This window comes from Treponema vincentii (genome assembly GCF_018336815.1).
In the GTDB taxonomy this organism is placed as follows: Bacteria; Spirochaetota; Spirochaetia; order Treponematales; family Treponemataceae; genus Treponema.
In genome coordinates, this window is sequence record NZ_CP050497.1 from 1,660,813 (window position 1) to 1,680,502 (window position 19,690).

Below are 19,690 nucleotides of genomic sequence, written 5' to 3' on the forward strand. Positions count from 1 at the left end.
AGACTTTGATGCATCAGGAAGCCTTGCAAATAATTCTCGCAGATCTATGTTTTTTCTACGGGATGGGATATACTACATTATAAAAAAACGGTAAAGTATGGTTACCGAAAAAGATAACGGATAAGCTGGAAGTTTTGTTCTATATAATAAAAAATGAGAATCGGCTATTTTTTATGTGAGGAGGAAGGATATGAAAAAGCGCGTTTTTGTATATGTAAGCATTTTTTTTGCAGCGCTATGCCTTATGTTTACGGCATGTAACGGTATGACCGCCGGAAAAGGAACCGGTACCGTACGAGTTGTTATTGGGGGGGGGGGGCAGCCCGTGCCGTTGATCCCGCCAGTGGACTGCCGGTTTTTCACAAAGATAATACAAAAATTACCGTTACCAAAGCAGATGGGACTAAGGTGGTAGATGGAGAACAAAAGACAGAGGTAACACTCCAACTGCCTGTCGGTACAAAAATTACCGTAGAAGTGAAGGTTACAACGGCGGCAGGTGAGTGGCGCGGTTCAAAAGAACACACCGTTACGGCAGGGAACAATCCCGTTACCGTAACGCTGTCTAAAACACCGAAGAGTGTAGGGAATGTTCTTTCCAAGGTTAAACTGAACAAGCCTCAAGATGTTGAAATTACGCTCAAGCTGGCAAACGGGAAAGAGCTTATTGATGATGTTAAAATCCGCGGCAATCATCAGGGTTATCCGGTCATAGCACGTGACGGTAAAGGCAGGATATATGTGCTCTATGACAAGGGTACTTCAAGATTCTTTGCACGCTTTAACGCCGAAGGCTCTATAGAACACGCCTTTGAGACCGCTATTACGAGTGCACTGCCATCCTCTGTCCGCATCCGCACTATGACGGTTGATGCTAAAACCAATACCATTTTTGTATTTGATACTTCTTCTCCTAATGTATACGCGCTAACAGAAAGCAGCCCCAATGTCTTTACCTGTTCAGGTCCGTTTGACATTAGTACGTTGCCCGTGGCAGCTACTGCTCTCCCTGTTAGCGCAGCAGCTGCATATAACGGCGTGCTGTTCTTAGCAACGAGTGCAAATAAACTGATTGCCTGCGATGTAGCGTTATCCGGTACATCCTTGACACTGGTTGAAAGAGCCATAGAAACGTTGGAAAATCTCCGCCCCAGTTCTCTAGGCGGGTGGACTGCATGTACCGGTCTTTTTGCCGATAAAAGCGGCGTCTACTGTCTGCTGTATGGAAGTTCATTGAGAAGTCCTCAGTGGTATATGGTAGGAGCGCTTGTTCATTATACATATAGTGAAGGGGGGCTTGCAAATAAAACCGTGAAAGGGCTCCATTCCAAAGCAGGAGAAAACGATCCGTCCCTTACCTTTGAGGAGAATGCTTTTGTTAATCCCGTAGGCTTTATCGGTTATGATGAGGATTACCTCTACATTGCGGATGACGGTGCTGAAATAAGCGAAAATCCCTATATAGACTTTTGTATTGCCGGCAACAAAAACCGTATTGCAAAGGTCAATCGTGATACCAAGGTCTTGACCTTTGAAGATTCCGCCTCCGACGTAACATGGTTTGCGGAATACCGTGAATATCCTCCAACGAAGATACCGCATTTATTGTGGAGCCGCGATGAGGACGGCCATGTTACCCTCAAGCTGAAAACTTTGGACGGCAGCGTAAAAGAGCTTGTTCAGGATATCAACACAAGGCAGCAGGACAAGCTGATGACCGCGCGGGACAGCGCGGGGAATGTTTATGTGTTGTATTGCGACAGTACGCCGACTGCACAGCTTCATCTTGAACGCTTTAGCGCGGACGGTACAAAAGATAATAACTTCGGAACTGCAAAGACGGGATTTACTTTGCCCGATACCGGTATAACCGATCTTGCCGTAGATTTTAAAACGGCGGATGTCTTTTTGCTCAAACGCACGAGGGTAAGTTCCACGGATACTATGATTACCGCATATATGGCAAAGGCTGATACCGGCTATGCTTCTTTCAGCGGCCCCGCGACAGTTACTATGCCCGATGTTCGGGGGGCGGTAACTATCGATGCCGTTGCCGCGTTTGACGGTACGCTCTTTTTTGCAATGGATGTGAAGGTTGGCTCGGACGATGTTAAAAAACTGTACGCATATAAGGTGCAGACGGCAGGAAGTTTTGCATTTACTACGGATAAAGCCGAAACGGCACTTGATGAACTTTGGCAGCATCCCACCAAAAGCCCAATGGTATGCACCGGCTTATTTGCCGACCGAAAGGGCGTCTACGGCTTGCTCGCTCAAAAAAATGTCACTGGGGGAGCAGCCTTCTATGCGCTGGGTAAAATAGTGCGATACACGTACGACGGTTCTACACAATTAACGCCGGTCGTACTGTCGGGCAATAACAGCGGCCTTAATCCGGCTGCTGCAAACCCCGGTTCTATCGGATATGATGCGCAGTATTTTTCCAATCCTGTGGGCTTTATCGGGTATGACGGGGATACTCTGTACATTGCGGATAACGGTGTAAATATCGAGGAGGTGAACGAAAATCTCCATGTCAACGGCAATCAAGACCGCATTATGGCCTTTGATCGTAAAAATAACACCTTGAGCGCTTCTTCCTTGGATTTAGACGGCGCAACATGGTTTAAAAGCTATGATAAGTACACATATCCCGAAACGAAGATGCTGCTGTGGGAGAAAGGCAGCAGCCAATATTGGGTAGGTGACAACGGAACGGAAACCTATTCTCCATCCTCTGCACTTAGTACCATGCCATCCCAACAGCTTACCGATGTGTTCTGCTATGACCAAAACGGTAATCTCTATGTCGTGACGCGTGAAAGCTCGGACTATAAGGTTAAACGCTTTACGCCTACGGATACCGGCTTTAATAGCACGGGAGATATGAAAATCAAGGATGAATCAGTACAGCCCGTATCTATTGCAGTGGATGTTTCCGGCGGCACCAATGTCTTGTATTACGGCATTAATGTTGTGCCAGTCGTAGGTAACCTGAGGTTGAGTGTACAGAAGATAGAATGGTCAGATCATTTTGTAGGAGAAAAAGAGCCGCAGGCATTTATATCCGCCGAAAACGAACAACTTACCGCACTTGCCGCAAATATGGACGGGGTATTCGTCGGTGTAAAGCAGATATATGAAGAGACTGTAGGAGGTAATCAGATTCCTAAATACCGGTTAAAGGTAAAAAAATTCCTGAAAGGAAAGCATGCCGATGGATCGGTTACTGTTGTAGAAAATGCTTCGTCGTATGTGGATCCCGTCAATCCTGATACTCCGATACCAAATCCGCAGCCGACTAGCAGCTCGCAGTCTCCGTATATCGAGTACGAAGAAGCAATTAACGACTTACAGGTGGTTGAGGGTACGCTGTATGCCATTACGTCAAAGGCAGAAGAGACCAAGAAATGGCATAATGGTGCAGGTGCCTGCACCATTGATGAATTTAAGATGAGCAGCGCACTGTATAAAGTCGGTAAGACGGCGGAGGGCTTCTCCGAGAATGCAGAAAAGCTCGCTGAAAAGAGTGCCGTACCTCCGCAGAGTTCAAATTCGGGAGTCGGTTATGGATTTTACCGCTTTATTGCCGTTAAGCCGAAAAAGCTTGTGATTGCTTCGGACGGCGCTTATGATGTAAACGGACACCTTTCCGGTTCGTCCAGTAAGCCGGTGCATAATGACAACAAAGTATTGACATACGACTTAGACGGAAACTTGAACACACCGGAAGAAAAGGATGCCGCCGGAAAATTCACCAAAGAATTGCAGCGCGGTTCCGGCTTTAGCTGGGAATAAGCCCGTAACATGAGTTTTCTTCAATGCTGCGCTGCTCGCTTCGAGCGTGCGGCGCAGCACAAGCCGCTTGTCAGCCTCTGCGTGCCGGTATATGGGACGGAGGGGCTGGTGGAGCGGTTTTTAGACAGTGTTTTGGCGCAAAAGGATGCGCCGCTTTTTGAAACGATTGTTGTAAACGACGGCAGCCCCGATACCGTGTATAACTACCGCATCAACACCGGTATAACGTCCCGCAAAGAAATCACCGATCTTGCCGAATGGCAAAAAGTGTGTTCCACCTCCTCGGTGTTTACTATTATCCTTTCTTATCTAGATGAACACCCTATTCCGGACAGCCGTATACGCGAAGCGGTACAGGCATTAGGGCGCATATACCGTGCCGATAACCTCAAACAGCTGGAAGCCTGCGTGGTTCCCTCATTACAGGCAGAAGCACGGGCTCTGCTGGATGAATGGTGGGGAATTATTGATTAAGAATTGAGAATTACCCTTTCCTGCATACCTGATGCTGTGTTACATCGTCCGTTTTTCCATTGCATAAATACCAAAGGGATTATATACTAGACCTGTTCCGAAACGGAAGTTTCCGAACAGGTTTACTTTAGGGTATCAGGAGCATACGGTACATTTTTATGGAACTTATTCAAGAAAACATCCTGCATATTATGGAAAGGATTAAAGTGGCGTGCAAAAAGGCAGGGCGCGATCCAAAAGAAGTTCAGCTGCTGCTTGCAACTAAAACCGTCGAGCCGGAGCGGATTCTACAGGCTTTTTCTTACGGCTGTACTTTAATCGGCGAAAACAAGGTACAAGAGTTGCGCGATAAATATGAAGCACTTTCCGTAGTGCCGCATACGACGCATTTTATCGGGCATCTGCAATCGAATAAGATTAAAGAGGTTATTCAATATGCTCAATGTATCCAATCAATCGATAATATTGATACGGCGCAAAAACTGGAACAGCGGCTTGCGCAGGAAGACCGTAAGCTCGACATCTTAGTGCAGGTAAACACCTCAGCGGAAGAAAGTAAATTCGGCTGTGCGCCGGAAGAAGCGGAATATCTGGTAAAAGCCATCGCTGCCCTACCCCATGTCACTATCCGCGGGTTTATGACTATCGGATTATTCTCCGGGGAAGAAGACAAGGTTCGGGCATGCTTCCGCTGCCTTAAACAGGTACAAAAGCGCGTTGCGGCACTGGCGCTGCCGAATGTTTCTACGGATATTCTTTCGATGGGGATGTCGGGCGACCTCGAAATTGCCATTGAAGAAGGTTCGACCATGTTGCGTATCGGTACGGCGGTATTCGGCGAACGTCATTATCCCGATACTTACTACTGGAATGAACAAAACCCTTCATAATAATGCTAAAGAGATGATGAAAAAAAAGATTTTGCTTGTAATTATATTCTTACTATCTGCCTTAACCGCTTTCGGCGAAGAGCTTACCTACGCACGGTCGAAGACCAACGGTCTTGATATTGAGCTTTCTCAGGTACATTTGATTGCAGAAACGTTCGATGAAGAGCGCATCGCCTATCGGTTTGAACTTGCGGAAGGCAAAAAACTGTCCTGCATAGAGACACAAAAAACCCTGCGGATACGCCAGATGACTCCTTCTCAGGGCACACTGTATGTCTTTATACCGAAAACGATGTTGCTGGAAAATTGCAGCATACGGGTAAGCCGTGCGGATATCCGCCTCGAAGGAGTACAGGCAGTACATATCCTTGCGATGTTGAATATGGGATCGGTAACAACTACCGAATGTGTCTTTAAAAATGCCGTAATCAATATTGTGCGAGGTGCGCTGTCCTTTGATAAAACACAAATTGTAAAATCCTGTGCATTCACCGTAACCGATGCAACCGCTGCCATAGTCTTCCCTTCGGAAGAGACCGAATATCATATCGATTACGTCCAAAACGGAGGGACGCTCACCATTGCCGGTAATGAACTTACCAAAAGCCCGGGAGAATACGGCAACGCGAAAGCAAAACACCGCATCATCTTTTCGGGAAGCGCAGCAAAAACTTCAATCAGCTTTACAAAAAAAGACACAAAAACGGCAGCTTCAACGCAAAATACCGGAAACTGATATTCCTCGTGCATAAAAAAAGGCTTCTTTTGAGTTTCAAAAGAAGCCTTCATGCGGCGAACTGGACTTGAACCAGCACACCTCGCGGCATCAGCACCTCAAGCTGACGTGTCTACCAATTCCACCACCGCCGCATTTGTAACAGTGCTGTACTATATCTAAGATTACAAATAAAGTCAAGGCCTCAATCAGGGCAAACACATCAGAGTTATGTAATATCCCCGCAGAATAAAGAGGCTATTCAACCAGAGTTGAACCACTCCGCGGTTCAAATGGTCTCACAGCCTCTTTATTCTGCGGTATTTGATCTATTCTTCTGATATATTTGCCCTGTTGCTAGAAAAAAATGTGCGGAATTCCACGCATTGCAAAATCACGGAGTTTTTGCTAAAGTTATCCGCGATGAAGCTCATACTGGCGCCGCTTGCAAATATCAGCCATTCGGGATTGAGGATGCTTATCCATACCTTCGGCGATCCCGACGAATACTTTACCGAGATGATTCATGCGCCGTCGCTGCTTGCGGGCGGGCGGTTTGAACAGTGGTATCTGCGGGCAAACCCCGTGCCGGAAAAGCTGGTGTGGCAACTCACTTCGCCTAAGGCGGAGGCATTCGCACAGGTGATACCTATCGTACTGCAGCACGGCGGCAGCGGGGTTGACTTAAACATGGGCTGTTCCGCGCCGCCGATTGTACGAACGGGGGCGGGCGTTGCATGGATGCTGAAGCCGCTTAACACGACAGCCGAAGCGGTGCGCTCGGTTAAACAAGCGCTTGAGGCATATTCTACGGAACAAGGCAAGTCGTTTAGACTGAGCGTAAAGCTGAGACTCGGCGCTACTATCAATTATGCGTATCTTTTACGCTTTTGTACGATGTTGATTGATGAAGGCGTGCAACTTATCACGATCCACCCACGCCTGCAGCGGCAAAGCTATGCGCGGCCGGCTCTCCACGAATACACGGCAACGCTCGCGAAGGATTTGCCTATTCCGGTATACGGCAACGGAGACATCAATTCGGCAGAGAAACTGCAAACCGCCGCGCAGCACTATCCTTGCGCGGGGTGGATGATCGGACGCGCAGCGGTACAAATGCCGTGGATTTTTGAAGCAATACGCCGCAAACGTGTCGGCGATTCGACTTCCGCACCGTACCGTATCGACCTTGAACAAACGGCGTTATCGTTTTTGCACTACCTCGAAGCCGAACAGCCGCCGGAATTCTTTCTTACGCGGGCGCAGCGGTTCTTTCAGTTTTATTGCGATAACTTCTCGTTTGCACACTATTGCAGAACACAGGTGCTGCGGGCTCGAAGCAGGGAAGAAATGGAGCGCGTACTGCACACCTACTTTGAGCAGTCGCCGGACGACAAACTGATTGAAATATAAAGTTTTCGGATTATTTTCCGATGCTTATTAAATAGAAGTATGTTATTATTAGAAAAGGGAACCTCTAAAAACTTCAGTTTTGAGAGGTTTTCCTTAAGCTTATTTGCGATGTTTTGTTTAAGTCATTATGAAATAAAGACTTAAACAAAACTCGTCGGGCATCTCTAAAATCTAACCGAGTTTTTAGAGATGCCCAAAGATAACAGCCGATTAACTACCAGTGATTACAATCGGTGTTTCCTGAGATTTAGTTACGATGTTTAAAATATTCAGGGAGGACATCATGCGCAATGCAATACGGCAAAAAGCCGTGGCGGTCTTTTTTTTCTTGTGTATACTGATCGCGGTGCAAGCGGCGGAGCAAACTACCATCGACACATACACCTACGGCGAACTTGTTGAAACAATTGCACGGACGGATGCGCCGCTTATCACCGGAAAATATATCATTTTTACGGCAGCCGGATCCGCACGCCATGTCGGTATCGCCTTTGAACATGAAAACTTTCAATCAATTCATTCTTTCCAGCGCTTGTATCGAAGCGATGATAGCACCGAAACCAAAAAATCAATTCTCTTCTACATCATGCAAATACCTGAAGAAATGAGAGAGCTGCGCTATCGGCTGGTTATCAACGGTCTCTGGTCTACCGATCCGCTCAATCCCGATGAAATCTTCGACTACTCCGCCGGAATGTCTCTTTCGGTTTTAAAGATTCCGTATCAAAAAGAATATAGAACCGCTGTTGAAAATAACGGCAGAACTCGTTTTGTCTATCAAGGAGAATCGGGCAAACGGATATACCTTGCAGGCACATTCAATAACTGGGATCCCTTTATGTATACCTTGGAAGAAGTGATGCCAGGCAGATACGAATTATACCTTCCGCTGCCGAATGGCGTTTGGTATTACGCATATTTTAAAGACGGAAAGCAAATTCCCGATACGACAAACCGCGAACACGTCTACATGGCCGACGGCAGAACCGCTTCCGTTATTTCCGTGGAATAGCGGCATATAGGCTTCTTGCCGTATGAAGACATTCCTGAAGCAATCGACGGAAGCGCGACGCGAACTCATCCTGACCGCCAACCCTATTAAAACATTGCTTATTCTCTCTCTTCCCTCGCTTCTGATGAATACCGTGCAAGCGATGATGCCATTCACCGATGGGCTTTTTATCAATAACCTCACCGGTTATGCAGTAACAGGGGCGGTAACTTTTTCGCAGCCGATTATTTCGATGGTATTGGGTTTATCGCAAGGATTAAGCGTTGCTGCGATGGCAATTATCGGGCAGCTGAACGGCAGAGGCGCAATCGAAGAAGGGAAACGGGTCGCAGCACAGATATTCTTATTCGCGGTTATGCTCGGTATCATTAGCGCGCCACTGCTCCTTATCATCAGTGTGGCGGTTTCACGGAGCTTGCAGAGCGATATAGCGCCGTATGTCCGTCAGTACATCGCGTGGTACAGCATCGTCTTACCGTTCAGCTTTTTGGAGTCCGTATACAACGGTATCAAAAACGCGAATGGAAAACCCGAAGCGGCTTTTACCCGAATGACCATCCTCTTTGTTATGAAGGTTGTCGGGAATTTTCTCTTTCTTTATGTATTGCGGCTCGAAATTCTCGGGTGCGTACTCGCCTCGCTTTTGGCAAATACAACGATCACAATCTGGATGGTATACGAATTGTTCATCCACAAAAGTCCGGACAAGCTCGATGTCAAAAACTTCAAGTTCGATTCAAAGATCATCAGAGAGGTTCTGAAAGTCGGTTTTCCGGCAATGTTCAACTATTCTTTTTTATACCTCGGCTTTTTTCTTATCAATAAAGAGATTGAAAAATACGGAGCCATCGTTGTTGCGGCGCAGGGAATCGCGAGCAATATCAATGCCCTGTGCTTCAATCTACCTGCGGCTTTTAGCGCGGCAATTACTACGATGGTCAGTATGCACATCGGCGCCGGTTGCCCTGAAAAAGCGAAACGGGATTGCCTACTCGGCTGTATTACCAGCATCATTATCGCCGTTATAATGATTTCGATTATGATTCCGCTTTCGCCTTATCTAACCGTCTTATTCAGGCGAGAGCCGGAAATTATCGGTATTGCAAACAATGCGCTCAACATCTACACTTATTCGATTGTCGGCTTCGGTATTTGTATGACCATCCAAGGCGCGTTTATCGGACTCGGTAAAACGAAGATGCCGCTTTTGCTCGGGGTTCTCCGTATATGGCTGCTGCGCTATATCTTTGTGCTGGCAACGGAACATGTCCTGCACTACTACGCTATTTTTTGGGGAAATCTCTTTTCGAATATGACAACTGCGCTCATCGCAACCGTCCTCATTTTGCGGACAAAATGGGTGTCGGCGCTCACCATCACCACTGAAAAAAAGGAGTAACCGCCATGCACGGTTCACTGGCACAGATACCGCAAGTCGAAAAACTGCTTTCACATCATGACCTTTCCGGCTGCATCGAAAAGCTCGGTAGACCGATTGTATCTTCCATCGTATCGGAGTATATCAAAGAGATACGGGCTGAGGCTTTAAAAGGAGCCGCCGTTCCGTCTTTTGATGCGTGTATAGCGGACATCCGACAGCGATGTACAAAGCATATACGGAAGCGGATTTCGAAGATTATCAACACAACGGGCATTATCCTGCACACAAACCTCGGACGAAGCCCGCTTCCGCACGGTATTTGGGATGCGGCAAAGGAAGCAGCCCAATCATACTCGGCTATCGAGATGGATTTGGAGGACGGCAAACGGGGACAGCGGTTCCCCTTTGCCGTCGAAGCGATGAGTACGCTTGTCCGTGCGGAAGCGGCGCTGATGCTGAACAACAACGCCGCCGCCGTGTTTCTGTTACTTAAAGCGCTTGCAAGCGGAAAAGAGGTTATCGTTGCGCGCGGCCAGCAGGTGCAAATAGGCGGCGGCTTCCGCATTCCCGACATTCTACGGGAAGCAGGCTGTACGCTCGTAGAAGTCGGCACTACCAACATCACCACCCTTGAAGACATTACCGCCGCCGTTACCGAACAGACGGCAATGGTGCTATGGGTGCATACCTCAAACTATAAAATCCGCGGCTTTACGGAGCAGCCCTCCCTTACCGCCATCCGCCAGGCCTTACCGCCTGAGGTAATCCTCGCGGTGGATCAAGGGTCAGGCACTATTTCACTTGCCGTACAAGATGAGCCGACCGTACCGGCCTTATTAAAAGAAGGCGCCGACCTCGTGTGTTTTTCGGGGGATAAGGTGTTCGGCGGCCCGCAGTGCGGATGGATTACCGGCAAAAAAGATTTAATCGCCCTCATCGCCCGCCATCCGCTGATGCGCACCTATCGGGTAGGCCGTGCCGTTGCCGCTTTAATGGAAGAAACCCTCGTGCATTACCTGAATAACGGAAAGAGCGCCGCCGCCGAAGCGTTGCTGCTTGACCCTGCCGTGATAAAAAAACGGAGCGAAAAGATTGTGAGAAAACTGCCGTCCGGAACCGCATGTGTTGTCCCCTACCCTTTCTCGCTCGGCGGCGGTAGCACCCCCGACGAAGCTTTCCCGTCATGGGCAATTATGCTGCACACGCATAAACCGGAAGCGGTAAAGACGGCGCTGCGGTTTTGCAGCATTCCGATTATCGCTATTATTTCGGAGGATAGGCTGCTGTTACACCTTGCCGCCGTAAATCCTGCCGATGATACCTATATCGCTCAAGAATTAAAGAACATCTCTAAAAACTCGCCCGGCTTTTAGAGGTTCGTTAAAAAATTATAGAGGTGCGTTGACTATGGCATATATTTTAGGAACCGCCGGACACGTCGATCACGGTAAAACCGCATTGGTAAAATGCTTAACCGGAGTTGAAACCAGCCACATCCCCGAAGAAAAGAAGCGGGGTATGACCATTGAGCTGGGTTTTGCCGCCTTGGAAGATCCCGTACACGGAACGGTCGGTATCGTCGATGTTCCCGGACACGAACGGTTTATCCGTAACATGGTAGCAGGCACGTGGGGACTTGACGCGGCAATGCTGATTGTCGCAGCAGACGACGGATGGATGCAGATGTCGTCGGATCACCTGCGGGTACTTAAAGCGATGCATATCAGCTCCATCCTGCTGGTCATAACCAAATCAGACTTGGCCGATCACGATATGATCGAGCTGATACGGGAAGATGCAAATCGTCATTGCCGCGAAATCCTCGGACGGGAATTACCTTCGACGGCTGTTTCCGCACATACCGGCGCCGGTATCGACGAACTCAAGAAAAAAATTACGGAATTATTGAGCGCCGTCCGCACCGCTCCGTTGGATAAGCCGTTCCTGTATATCGACCGCGCCTTTACGCTGAAAGGAATCGGCATCACGGTAACCGGTACGCTCCGCGGTAAAAGCGTTGCCGTCGGCGATCAGCTTGCACTCTATCCCGGCGGAACCGAGTGCAAGATTAAAAACATTCAAAATCACCACGCCGACGTATCTTCTTCCGAATCGGGGATGAGGACGGCGCTCAACCTGAAAATATCCGAAAAAGAAAAGGTAGAGCGCGGTATGCTGCTTGCAGGCATGGGCGAAAGTCCCGTACTGCAAGGCTCCGAACTGCTTGTCCGCGTCGATGAATATTTTAACAAACAGGAAAACGGCGCCGGTATTAAAAACCATATCGAACTGGAACTCGCAACCGGCAGTACCAATGCCATCGGCGCGATTCACTTTAACAAAACCGATCCCACGCTGGCGCGGGTGTCCTTGCAGGAACCGATTGCCGGACGCTGGAACCAACCGGCCGTCCTTATCAGGCATGGGGGAAGTTCCATTCTCGCCTCATGCAGAATACTTGCGGCCTTTGACTCCTACCGCGCGGCCGTCTTTAAACAGTTTTTTTCGGTGTATGCCGGACGGGAATTACCGTCATGGAAAAGCTGCGGCTTTTTTATCGACGGCTTTATAGAGAAAGACCGCGCGGAACCGAAAGAGCTTTCGGCTGATGCAAAAGACGTTACGGCTTGCGGCAAACAGCTCATCTTTACCAAGAAGCTTGCCGAATGGGAAGCAAAGATTTTAGAGACCGCAAAGAAAAGTCAGGCAGGTTTTACGCTTGAGGAAATCGATACGGCTGTGCCGGTAAAGGTGCGGCAAGAAATCTTGAAAAAACTGTGCGCGGAAAACAAACTTGTCAATGCAGGCAGTGTGTACAAGCTGGCAGGCAGCGGAGATACCTTGTCGAAAACGGCACAGCAGCTGTTACAGTTGGCGCTTAAAGCAGGGTTCGACGGTATCGAAATAGATAAAATCCAGCTGCCGCAAGTACGGAAAGACGCCCGCGATTTGGTAAAGCTCGGCAAACTCGTCGTATTGGAAAATTTTTTGCACTTCCACCGTGAGGTATACGACAAAGCGGTTGCCGCTATCTTAAAAGGGAAAAAAGCAGGCGACATCATCACCATTGCAGACGCCCGTACCGCGACCAATCTTTCGCGCAAATATGTCATCCCGCTGCTCAATGTTCTGGAAAAAAACGGTAAGGTAAGGCGTCAGGAGAATGATAGAATTGTCTTGTAGGGTAACCACATTAACTGCTTTTCATATCCCCGCAGAAAAAGAGAAGCTATTCGACCAGAACTGCCAAGGATGGCAGTGGTTCCATATAGTAGCGATGTTTTGTGCGTACACAAAACTCGCCTTCAACTGATGTACATGGATGTACAACAGTTGAAGATGGTTCAAATGGTCTCATAACCTCTGTGATTCTGCGATTTTGATTTATCTGTCTGGTACGATTACCCTTCTTCCGAAAAAAAATGCATGAAATTTTAGGTAAAATTTCGTGCAAAAGGAAAAGAGGAATACATGCGGATTCTCCTCGACTTTTTGCATTTTATTACGTATACTTAATAAAGAAGGGGTCTAAAAATGTGTTCAATCTTTTTAGAATGCCTGCAAGAAAGTGCACTGCACAAGACAGCTGCTTTTGCGGCGCCTTCACTCACCTGATACCGTATAGGAGGTCTACTATGAACATCAATTTACAGGCGGTAAAATTTACGCTGGACGAAGATCAAAAAGCCTTCGTACACAAGAAATTTGAACGGATTAAGTATGCGGAAGAGTTAATTGTTGACGTTCTCTGCACAATAAAATTCGACAAAAAATTCACCTACGAATGTACCGTCAATTTTAAAGGCGGAACGGCACACGTCTCCACCGAGGATTATGACTTTAACGCAGGAGTCAATAAATTGATGGATATTTTGGATCAGAAAGTACGAAAAGAAAAAGATAAGATACAAGCTAAAAAATAAAAACACTCGGGTATCTCTATCCCCAAGGAGCCGAAGTACATTAGACCTGTTCGATAACTGCGTTGTCGAACAGGTCGTTGAGTTCACGCATCAGACAAATAGCACGACGCGTGAATATCGCGTTTTAAGGTAACCTATTCCGAAGTAGAACATATAATCAGCGGCTATCGTAAGTTCGTCAAAACTTTTTTTTATCGTATCAACAAAACTTTTTTTCATCGACACTCCCTGTTTTATCTTCCGGCATGTGATGTTTGCCGCGATAAGAAGCCTATAATGCTTCCACTTCCAGCTTGCTGAGGCCTGTCGCTTGTATTATCTTTTTTACGGAATCACCGAGTTGTTTTAGTATCTTTGCCGTTTCAAGCGCTTTTTGATGGGAACCGCGCACTGCGCCTTCGGCGAGACCGCATTCGAGACCTGTACTGAATTGAGCTTCAGAATATGTACTATTTTTGTAGAAATGACAAGAATACGTTTAAAGTCTTGAGTCGTGCCAATACCAATAGAAAGCTTCTTTATAGGGAGACGTAAAAATCATTTCCTTTATCATCCGTAATCAAGAATACCGGCAAATCCTTCACCGAAATCAGCTGTACGGCTTCCATCCCTAAATCGGGATAGTCGAGGACTTTACGCGCGGTAATATGCTTTTCCGCAATCAGCGCCGCCGCGCCGCCGATGGCGCCGAGATAAAAGGCGCCGTATTTTTTACACGCGGTACGCCACAGTTCAGACCGGTTCCCCTTCGCAATGGTGATCAGTGCAGCGCCCCTGCTCATCAAATCGTCGGCATAAGGATCCATACGGTTCGCCGTCGTCGGTCCGAAGCTGCCGATAACAGCACCCTTCGGTGTTTCCGCCGGTCCGGCATAGAGAATCGGATAGTGCAGCGTGTAATCGGGCAGCGGTTTACCGCTTTCCAGCAGCGCCTTCCAGCGGGCATGAGCCGCATCGCGTGCAACTAAAATCTCGCCCGAAAAAAGGAACGCCTGCCCTACCTGATACTTCGATAACACGGCGCGGGCGGCGTCTATGGAGCTGAGGTCAACCTTAACAGGCTCCCCATGGTGTGTACCGGCGCCAGCTGTATACGCCGCCGCTTTTTCCAAGTATGGCTGAGGATCGGAAACGTTTTTTTGCAAAAAGGCGCCTTCGCGGCTGATATAACCGACAAGGTTCCGGTGCGCATTGCACGACACGCCGATAGAGGCAAAGCAGCTTGCCCCGTGCCGCGGCAATCGGAACACACGGGCGTGCGCCGCAAGATGGGAACCGCCGAACTGGGCACCTAAACCCGTTTCCGCAGCAATGCGCAATGCCCGCTCTTCCCAGTCCTTACACCGCAACGGACATACGCCGCCAACCGTATCCGTCCAGCGGACAGCGCCACCGGCTTCGTTTAACGCCGCTACCGCATCCCAGTAGCCGGTCGTTGCCAGCTTAAGCGTCTGTAAGTTCTGTTCAGGACTCAACCCACCGATAACAACGGCAATCGTGTACGGCGGGCAAGCGGCGGTTCCAAGGGCGGCGATTTTCGTCTGCAAAAAAAACGCTCAAAGGATTGGGGATTCAGCAACGCCTTTGTCGCGCAGGTAAAATCCGTTTTATTGGAAGAACCGCCGCCCTTCGCGCAGAACAGGAAACGGTACGAAGGCTCGGCGCTTCCGTTTGTGCTGAATATATCAATTTGCGCCGGTAAATTGGTAGCCGAGTTTTTTTCATCGAAGAGAGAAGAAGGAATATTGATGGAAAACCGCAGATTATTCTCTTTATACGCCTTCCCGATACCCGCAGTCAACGCTTCCGTATCGGAACCGAAAGGCGTTGTTCCCTCCACAGCGTTTAAGACCGAATACACGGACGAATCCTTCCATGCAAAGACTTGCGCAACGCCCGTGTCCTGACAGAGCGGCAGCGTACCTTTTGCCGCAATCACTGCATTTTCCAACAGTTTAACTGCGACAAGCCGGTCGTTTTCCGAAGATGCCGGATCGCAGGCAACTTTCAGCAAACTTTCCAAATGTTCTTGAGGAAAGGTAAAGGATAAGCGTTTAAATGCTTGCTCTGCAAAGACGGCAAATACGCTGCCGTCAACTAGTAAGCCGTTTCCGCCCTGTACCGCCGCAAGACCGGAGGCGGGAATAATCTTTTCAAATTCCATATACATCAGTATACATCGAAAAGAACAAATTTACCAGCCCACGCATCGGTTATATATCGGTTATATCGGTTATATCACTATTTTTTTTGACTCTATTTATAATGCGGAATCCATAGCGTTTACCGTGAACTTCTTGAGTTTTATATTCAATTCATGCTATGACAATAAGGACATCTCTAAAAAACTGCGAGCTTATCAGCTTATTCTGTAAGAAAATGCTCATTCAGGTGTCCGCGTTGCCGACCTACGAATCAGTTTTTAAAAGATGCCCAAGGAGTCTTTCATGATTAAAGCACTGATTTTGGATTACGGCAATGTTATTTCTTTAACCGATACGGAAGCTATCGATGCGACACTGGCTGCCGAAACCGGCATTCCGCTGAAAGCATTTGGAAATCTTTACAGCACACACCGCAGCGATTTTGATCGCGGCATCATCAGCGGTGAGGAAATGTACAGCCGCTTACTGCAAAATAACGGCTATGAAGAAGCCGCTAAAGATGCCGAGCTACTAAAAAAAATGGTGGATATCGATTTAGCCGCTTGGCGAACTTTAAATAATGCGGTATGCGATTGGGCATTGAACATTCAAAAGCAAGGATTTAAATTGGGCATCCTTTCCAATATGCCATATCAATTTTTAGATCGATATGAAAAAGAAATTCCTCCCTTTGTAGCCGCCGATTATGCATGCTTTTCATGCCGGTTGCATCTGATAAAACCCGAACCGGAAATTTATCGCAAGTGTCTTAAAGGTTTGGGTATCCGCGCAGATGAAGTTGTTTTTTTCGATGACATTGAACGGAATATCGCTGCAGCGCAAAAGCTCGGATTCCGAGGTTTTGTATGGACAGGATTGGCGCAAGCTCAGAAAGATTGGCTTTCTTGCCTGTAAACGACAAAGCCCGGATTAAGCCCTGATTGAGCCGTTGACATAAACTATCGTACACTATAAAATAACGGCATTATTTATATGTTAGGACATTTCTAAAAGCTAACCGAGTTTTTAGAGATGCCCATGTATCTAATCTATTTTTATCTATTTATTAAGGAAGGAAATCATGGCAGAAGAAAAATATGTCTATTTCTTCGGAAACGGCAAGGCTGAAGGTAACGGCGAGATGAAGCAGTTACTGGGCGGTAAAGGCGCCGGCTTAGCCGAAATGACCCGTGCAAAGTTGCCCGTTCCCGCTGGTTTTACAATTACCACTGAAGTTTGTCAATTGTATTATTCAAATAATAAGAAATACCCTACCGGTTTGGAAAAATCTGTAAAAGAGAATTTGCAGAAGCTGGAAAAAAGCGCCGGTAAGAAACTCGGTGATCCCAACGATCCGCTTTTGGTTTCCGTCCGTTCAGGTGCTCCCGTCTCGATGCCCGGTATGATGGAAACGATTTTGAACCTCGGTTTAACCGATAAATCGGTTGAAGGCTTGGCAAAAAAGACATCGAACCGCCGTTTCGCTTTGGATGCGTACCGCCGTTTCATTATGATGTACGGTTCAACGGCAATGGGTATTGACCGCAGTAAATTCGACGCCCTTTTTGATGAAGTAAAAGAAAAACATACCCGCGGACGCTTGAACATTGCAGCAAGTAAAAAAGTCGGCGATACCGATGTAAATGAAGACGAGCTTGCAGAAGTTATTACAAAATTTAAGGCGCTGTATAAAAAAGAGATTAAGAAAGACTTCCCACAGGATCCGATCGAGCAGCTTTGGGGCGCTATCGGAGCGGTATTCAATTCATGGATGGCCGAAAAAGCCGTTACTTACCGCCGCGTAGAAAACCTCGTCGGAATTAAAGGCACTGCAGTAAACGTTATGCAGATGGTATTCGGTAACAAGGGGAATACCTCCGGTACCGGCGTTTGCTTTACGCGCGATCCCAACAGCGGTGAAAATATATTCTACGGAGACTACCTCTTTAATGCACAGGGTGAAGACGTTGTTGCGGGTATCCGTACACCGATTAAACTTTCCGAATTTGAAAAAGAAGATAAAAAAGCTTATGACCAGCTCTGCAAAGTCCGCGCTCTTTTGGAAGACCACTACAAGGACATGCAGGATATGGAGTTTACCGTAGAAGAGGGTAAACTCTATATGCTTCAGTGCCGTACCGGTAAACGCTCTCCTGCTGCCGCGTTCAGAATGGCTGTCGATATGGTGAATGAAGGGCTTATCACAAAAGAAGAAGCGATCATGCGTATTAAAGCAAGCGATATCGAAGGTATCTTCTATCCGGCTATTGACTACAAGCAGGCAAATTTGAAATCCGCATTGCTTGTAAGCGGAATTGCCGCAGTCCCGGGCGCTGCCACCGGAAAAATCTGTTTTTCCGCCGCTAAGGCAGAAGAGCTTGCTGCAAAGAAAGAAAAAGCAATTCTCGTGCGTAAGGAAACCAGCCCCGAAGATGTCGGCGGTATGCACGCTGCACAGGGTATTTTGACTGCAACCGGTGGAAAGACCAGCCACGCAGCGGTTGTTGCGCGCGGTTGGGGAAAATGCTGTATCGTCGGATGCGAAAAACTCGTTATCGATTACGAAAAAGGCGAATGCAGCTATGACGGTAAAGTCCTGAAAGAAGGCGATTTTATCACCCTTGACGGAACCAAAGGTGATGTGTATGTCGGCGAGCTGAAATTGGTACAAGCAAAACAGCCTGAATCATATAAGACCTTGATGAAGTGGGTTGACGAGATTCGTACCATTAGAGTACGCACCAATGCTGACCGCCCCGAAGATGCGAAAGTTGCAATCGAACACGGAGCCGAAGGTATCGGTTTGTGCCGCACCGAGCACATGTTCTTTAATGATGAAAAGCGTATTCTCGCGATCCGTGAGATGATTGTTGCAAACACTACCGAGGGACGCAAAAAGGCTTTGGCTAAGCTGCTTCCGATTCAAACAAAGGACTTTGAAGGCATCTTTAAAGCAATGGATGGAAAAGGCGTTACCATCCGCTTAATCGATCCTCCGCTGCATGAATTTGTACCACACGATAAGGAAGGTCAGCAGAAGTTGGCCGAAGCGCTCAATATCAGTTTTGCAAGTGTAAAGGAACGGGTAGAACAGCTCCATGAAGCAAACCCGATGCTCGGTCATCGCGGCTGCCGTTTGGCAATTACTTATCCCGAAATTCTCGAAATGCAAGTAACCGCTATTATTACTGCAGCATGCAATGTGCACAAAAAAGGTATTACGGTACTGCCCGAAATTATGATTCCGCTTACTATCGATCCTAAAGAATTTGCGATTCTTGAGCAAAGAATTCGCAGCGTTGCAGACGCAATTCTAAAAAAGCATGAGGCTAAGATTAAATACTTGGTCGGTACGATGATCGAAACTCCGCGCGCTGCTTTATTAGCCGATAAAATCGCAGAACGGGCAGAGTTCTTCTCGTTCGGAACTAACGACTTAACGCAGATGACGCTTGGTATAAGCCGCGATGATGCTGCGAAGTTCTTGCCTGCGTATGTGGATGAGCAAAAAGCGGGAGTATTCCCCGCCGATCCCTTCCAGTCGTTGGATCAAGTCGGCGTCGGGTTGCTCGTAAAAGACGGTATTGCAAAAGGCCGTTCAACTCGCCCCGAATTAAAGGTCGGTATCTGCGGTGAACACGGCGGAGATTTGGAATCCGTTAAGTTCTGCTGCCGTGTCGGCATGTCTTATGTTTCGGCATCCCCATTCCGTGTTCCGATTGCCCGCCTTGCTGCTGCACAGGCTGCAATAGAAGCGAAAAAGGGCGGAGCTAAAAAAACGACCAAAACGGCAAAATCCGCTAAAACCACAACAAAGAAGAAATAAATAATCGTTATAGTTTATATAACTGTACCCAAAGGCTGCCCGAAAATTTTAGTTTTGGGTAGCCTTTTTACTTTATAGCTTAATTCCGGATGAAAGCTAATAAGGGAGATACGC

General features: G+C 47.6%; 13 protein-coding genes, 1 tRNA gene and 2 pseudogenes. 13 read left to right on the forward strand and 3 right to left on the reverse strand.

The genetic code is table 11. From position 1 onward, the window contains the following. Nucleotides 1–408 precede the first annotated feature (408 nt). The 5 genes and pseudogenes from GWP40_RS07430 (at nucleotide 409) to GWP40_RS07445 (ending at nucleotide 5,898) form a co-directional block, all read left to right on the forward strand. Nucleotides 409–3,798, forward strand: a complete 3,390-nt coding sequence (locus tag GWP40_RS07430; RefSeq protein ID WP_230974328.1) for a hypothetical protein — start codon at nucleotides 409–411, stop codon at nucleotides 3,796–3,798. Nucleotides 3,799–3,807: 9 nt separating this feature from the next. Beyond that, a pseudogene (locus GWP40_RS13670) lies at nucleotides 3,808–3,936 on the forward strand (glycosyltransferase family 2 protein); the annotation flags it as partial. Nucleotides 3,937–3,978: 42 nt separating this feature from the next. Next, nucleotides 3,979–4,272, forward strand: a pseudogene (locus tag GWP40_RS13675) (glycosyltransferase family 2 protein); the annotation flags it as partial. 158 nt (nucleotides 4,273–4,430) lie between these two features. Further along, nucleotides 4,431–5,162, forward strand: a complete 732-nt coding sequence (locus GWP40_RS07440) for a YggS family pyridoxal phosphate-dependent enzyme (RefSeq protein WP_212564814.1) — start codon at nucleotides 4,431–4,433, stop codon at nucleotides 5,160–5,162. A 13-nt stretch (nucleotides 5,163–5,175) separates the two neighbouring features. Continuing rightward, a complete protein-coding gene (locus GWP40_RS07445) occupies nucleotides 5,176–5,898 on the forward strand; it encodes a DUF4097 family beta strand repeat-containing protein (protein ID WP_212564815.1) in 723 nt (240 codons plus the stop codon). A gap of 52 nt (nucleotides 5,899–5,950) precedes the next feature. Here the strand turns inward: GWP40_RS07445 and GWP40_RS07450 are convergent. Next, nucleotides 5,951–6,032: transfer RNA gene (locus GWP40_RS07450), tRNA-Leu, on the reverse strand. Between the two features lie 268 nt (nucleotides 6,033–6,300). On the opposite strand from GWP40_RS07450, the gene GWP40_RS07455 reads away from it, so the two are divergent. The 6 genes from GWP40_RS07455 to GWP40_RS07480 all read left to right on the forward strand — a co-directional run bounded on the left by GWP40_RS07455 (nucleotide 6,301) and on the right by GWP40_RS07480 (nucleotide 13,606). After that, nucleotides 6,301–7,290 carry a tRNA dihydrouridine synthase gene (locus GWP40_RS07455; protein WP_212566572.1) on the forward strand — a complete coding sequence of 330 codons (990 nt, stop codon included), beginning with the start codon at nucleotides 6,301–6,303 and terminating at the stop codon, nucleotides 7,288–7,290. Between the two features lie 283 nt (nucleotides 7,291–7,573). Further along, nucleotides 7,574–8,302, forward strand: a complete 729-nt coding sequence (locus GWP40_RS07460) for a glycogen-binding domain-containing protein (RefSeq protein ID WP_212564816.1) — start codon at nucleotides 7,574–7,576, stop codon at nucleotides 8,300–8,302. A gap of 22 nt (nucleotides 8,303–8,324) precedes the next feature. Next, on the forward strand, nucleotides 8,325–9,701 hold the full coding sequence (locus GWP40_RS07465) for an MATE family efflux transporter (protein ID WP_212564817.1): 1,377 nt from the start codon (nucleotides 8,325–8,327) through the stop codon (nucleotides 9,699–9,701). A 5-nt stretch (nucleotides 9,702–9,706) separates the two neighbouring features. Next, the gene (selA, locus tag GWP40_RS07470) at nucleotides 9,707–11,056 is read left to right on the forward strand and encodes an L-seryl-tRNA(Sec) selenium transferase (RefSeq protein WP_212564818.1); all 1,350 of its coding nucleotides are present in this window, start codon (nucleotides 9,707–9,709) and stop codon (nucleotides 11,054–11,056) included. Between the two features lie 34 nt (nucleotides 11,057–11,090). After that, nucleotides 11,091–12,866: a selenocysteine-specific translation elongation factor gene (gene selB, locus GWP40_RS07475; RefSeq protein WP_212564819.1), complete on the forward strand. Its 1,776-nt coding sequence runs from the start codon at nucleotides 11,091–11,093 to the stop codon at nucleotides 12,864–12,866. A gap of 452 nt (nucleotides 12,867–13,318) precedes the next feature. Further along, nucleotides 13,319–13,606, forward strand: coding sequence for an HPF/RaiA family ribosome-associated protein (locus tag GWP40_RS07480; protein WP_212564820.1), 288 nt, complete (start codon nucleotides 13,319–13,321; stop codon nucleotides 13,604–13,606). A gap of 518 nt (nucleotides 13,607–14,124) precedes the next feature. Here the strand turns inward: GWP40_RS07480 and GWP40_RS12825 are convergent. Both GWP40_RS12825 and GWP40_RS12830 read right to left on the reverse strand, forming a co-directional pair. Then, nucleotides 14,125–15,153, reverse strand: a complete 1,029-nt coding sequence (locus GWP40_RS12825; protein WP_269140238.1) for a FumA C-terminus/TtdB family hydratase beta subunit — start codon at nucleotides 15,151–15,153, stop codon at nucleotides 14,125–14,127. Beyond that, nucleotides 15,078–15,770 carry a fumarate hydratase gene (locus GWP40_RS12830; RefSeq protein ID WP_269140239.1) on the reverse strand — a complete coding sequence of 231 codons (693 nt, stop codon included), beginning with the start codon at nucleotides 15,768–15,770 and terminating at the stop codon, nucleotides 15,078–15,080. The genes GWP40_RS12825 and GWP40_RS12830 overlap by 76 nt, the downstream gene beginning before the upstream one ends. Nucleotides 15,771–16,053: 283 nt before the next feature. Between GWP40_RS12830 and GWP40_RS07490 the strand changes: the two genes are divergently transcribed. Continuing rightward, on the forward strand, nucleotides 16,054–16,665 hold the full coding sequence (locus GWP40_RS07490) for an HAD family hydrolase (protein ID WP_212564821.1): 612 nt from the start codon (nucleotides 16,054–16,056) through the stop codon (nucleotides 16,663–16,665). Between the two features lie 166 nt (nucleotides 16,666–16,831). Next, the gene (ppdK, locus tag GWP40_RS07495; protein WP_212564822.1) at nucleotides 16,832–19,576 is read left to right on the forward strand and encodes a pyruvate, phosphate dikinase; all 2,745 of its coding nucleotides are present in this window, start codon (nucleotides 16,832–16,834) and stop codon (nucleotides 19,574–19,576) included. Nucleotides 19,577–19,690: the final 114 nt, after the last annotated feature.

Bases quoted from the DNA above. Each gene is read 5' to 3' on its own strand.
- GWP40_RS07465 (WP_212564817.1), top strand. From the start codon at position 8,325: ATGAAGACATTCCTGAAGCAATCGACGGAAGCGCGACGCGAACTCATC.
- selB (WP_212564819.1), top strand. From the start codon at position 11,091: ATGGCATATATTTTAGGAACCGCCGGACACGTCGATCACGGTAAAACC.
- ppdK (WP_212564822.1), top strand. From the start codon at position 16,832: ATGGCAGAAGAAAAATATGTCTATTTCTTCGGAAACGGCAAGGCTGAA.
- GWP40_RS07440 (WP_212564814.1), top strand. From the start codon at position 4,431: ATGGAACTTATTCAAGAAAACATCCTGCATATTATGGAAAGGATTAAA.
- GWP40_RS07490 (WP_212564821.1), top strand. From the start codon at position 16,054: ATGATTAAAGCACTGATTTTGGATTACGGCAATGTTATTTCTTTAACC.
- GWP40_RS07445 (WP_212564815.1), top strand. From the start codon at position 5,176: ATGATGAAAAAAAAGATTTTGCTTGTAATTATATTCTTACTATCTGCC.
- GWP40_RS07480 (WP_212564820.1), top strand. From the start codon at position 13,319: ATGAACATCAATTTACAGGCGGTAAAATTTACGCTGGACGAAGATCAA.
- GWP40_RS07460 (WP_212564816.1), top strand. From the start codon at position 7,574: ATGCGCAATGCAATACGGCAAAAAGCCGTGGCGGTCTTTTTTTTCTTG.
- GWP40_RS07455 (WP_212566572.1), top strand. From the start codon at position 6,301: ATGAAGCTCATACTGGCGCCGCTTGCAAATATCAGCCATTCGGGATTG.
- selA (WP_212564818.1), top strand. From the start codon at position 9,707: ATGCACGGTTCACTGGCACAGATACCGCAAGTCGAAAAACTGCTTTCA.
- GWP40_RS12830 (WP_269140239.1), bottom strand. From the start codon at position 15,770: ATGGAATTTGAAAAGATTATTCCCGCCTCCGGTCTTGCGGCGGTACAG.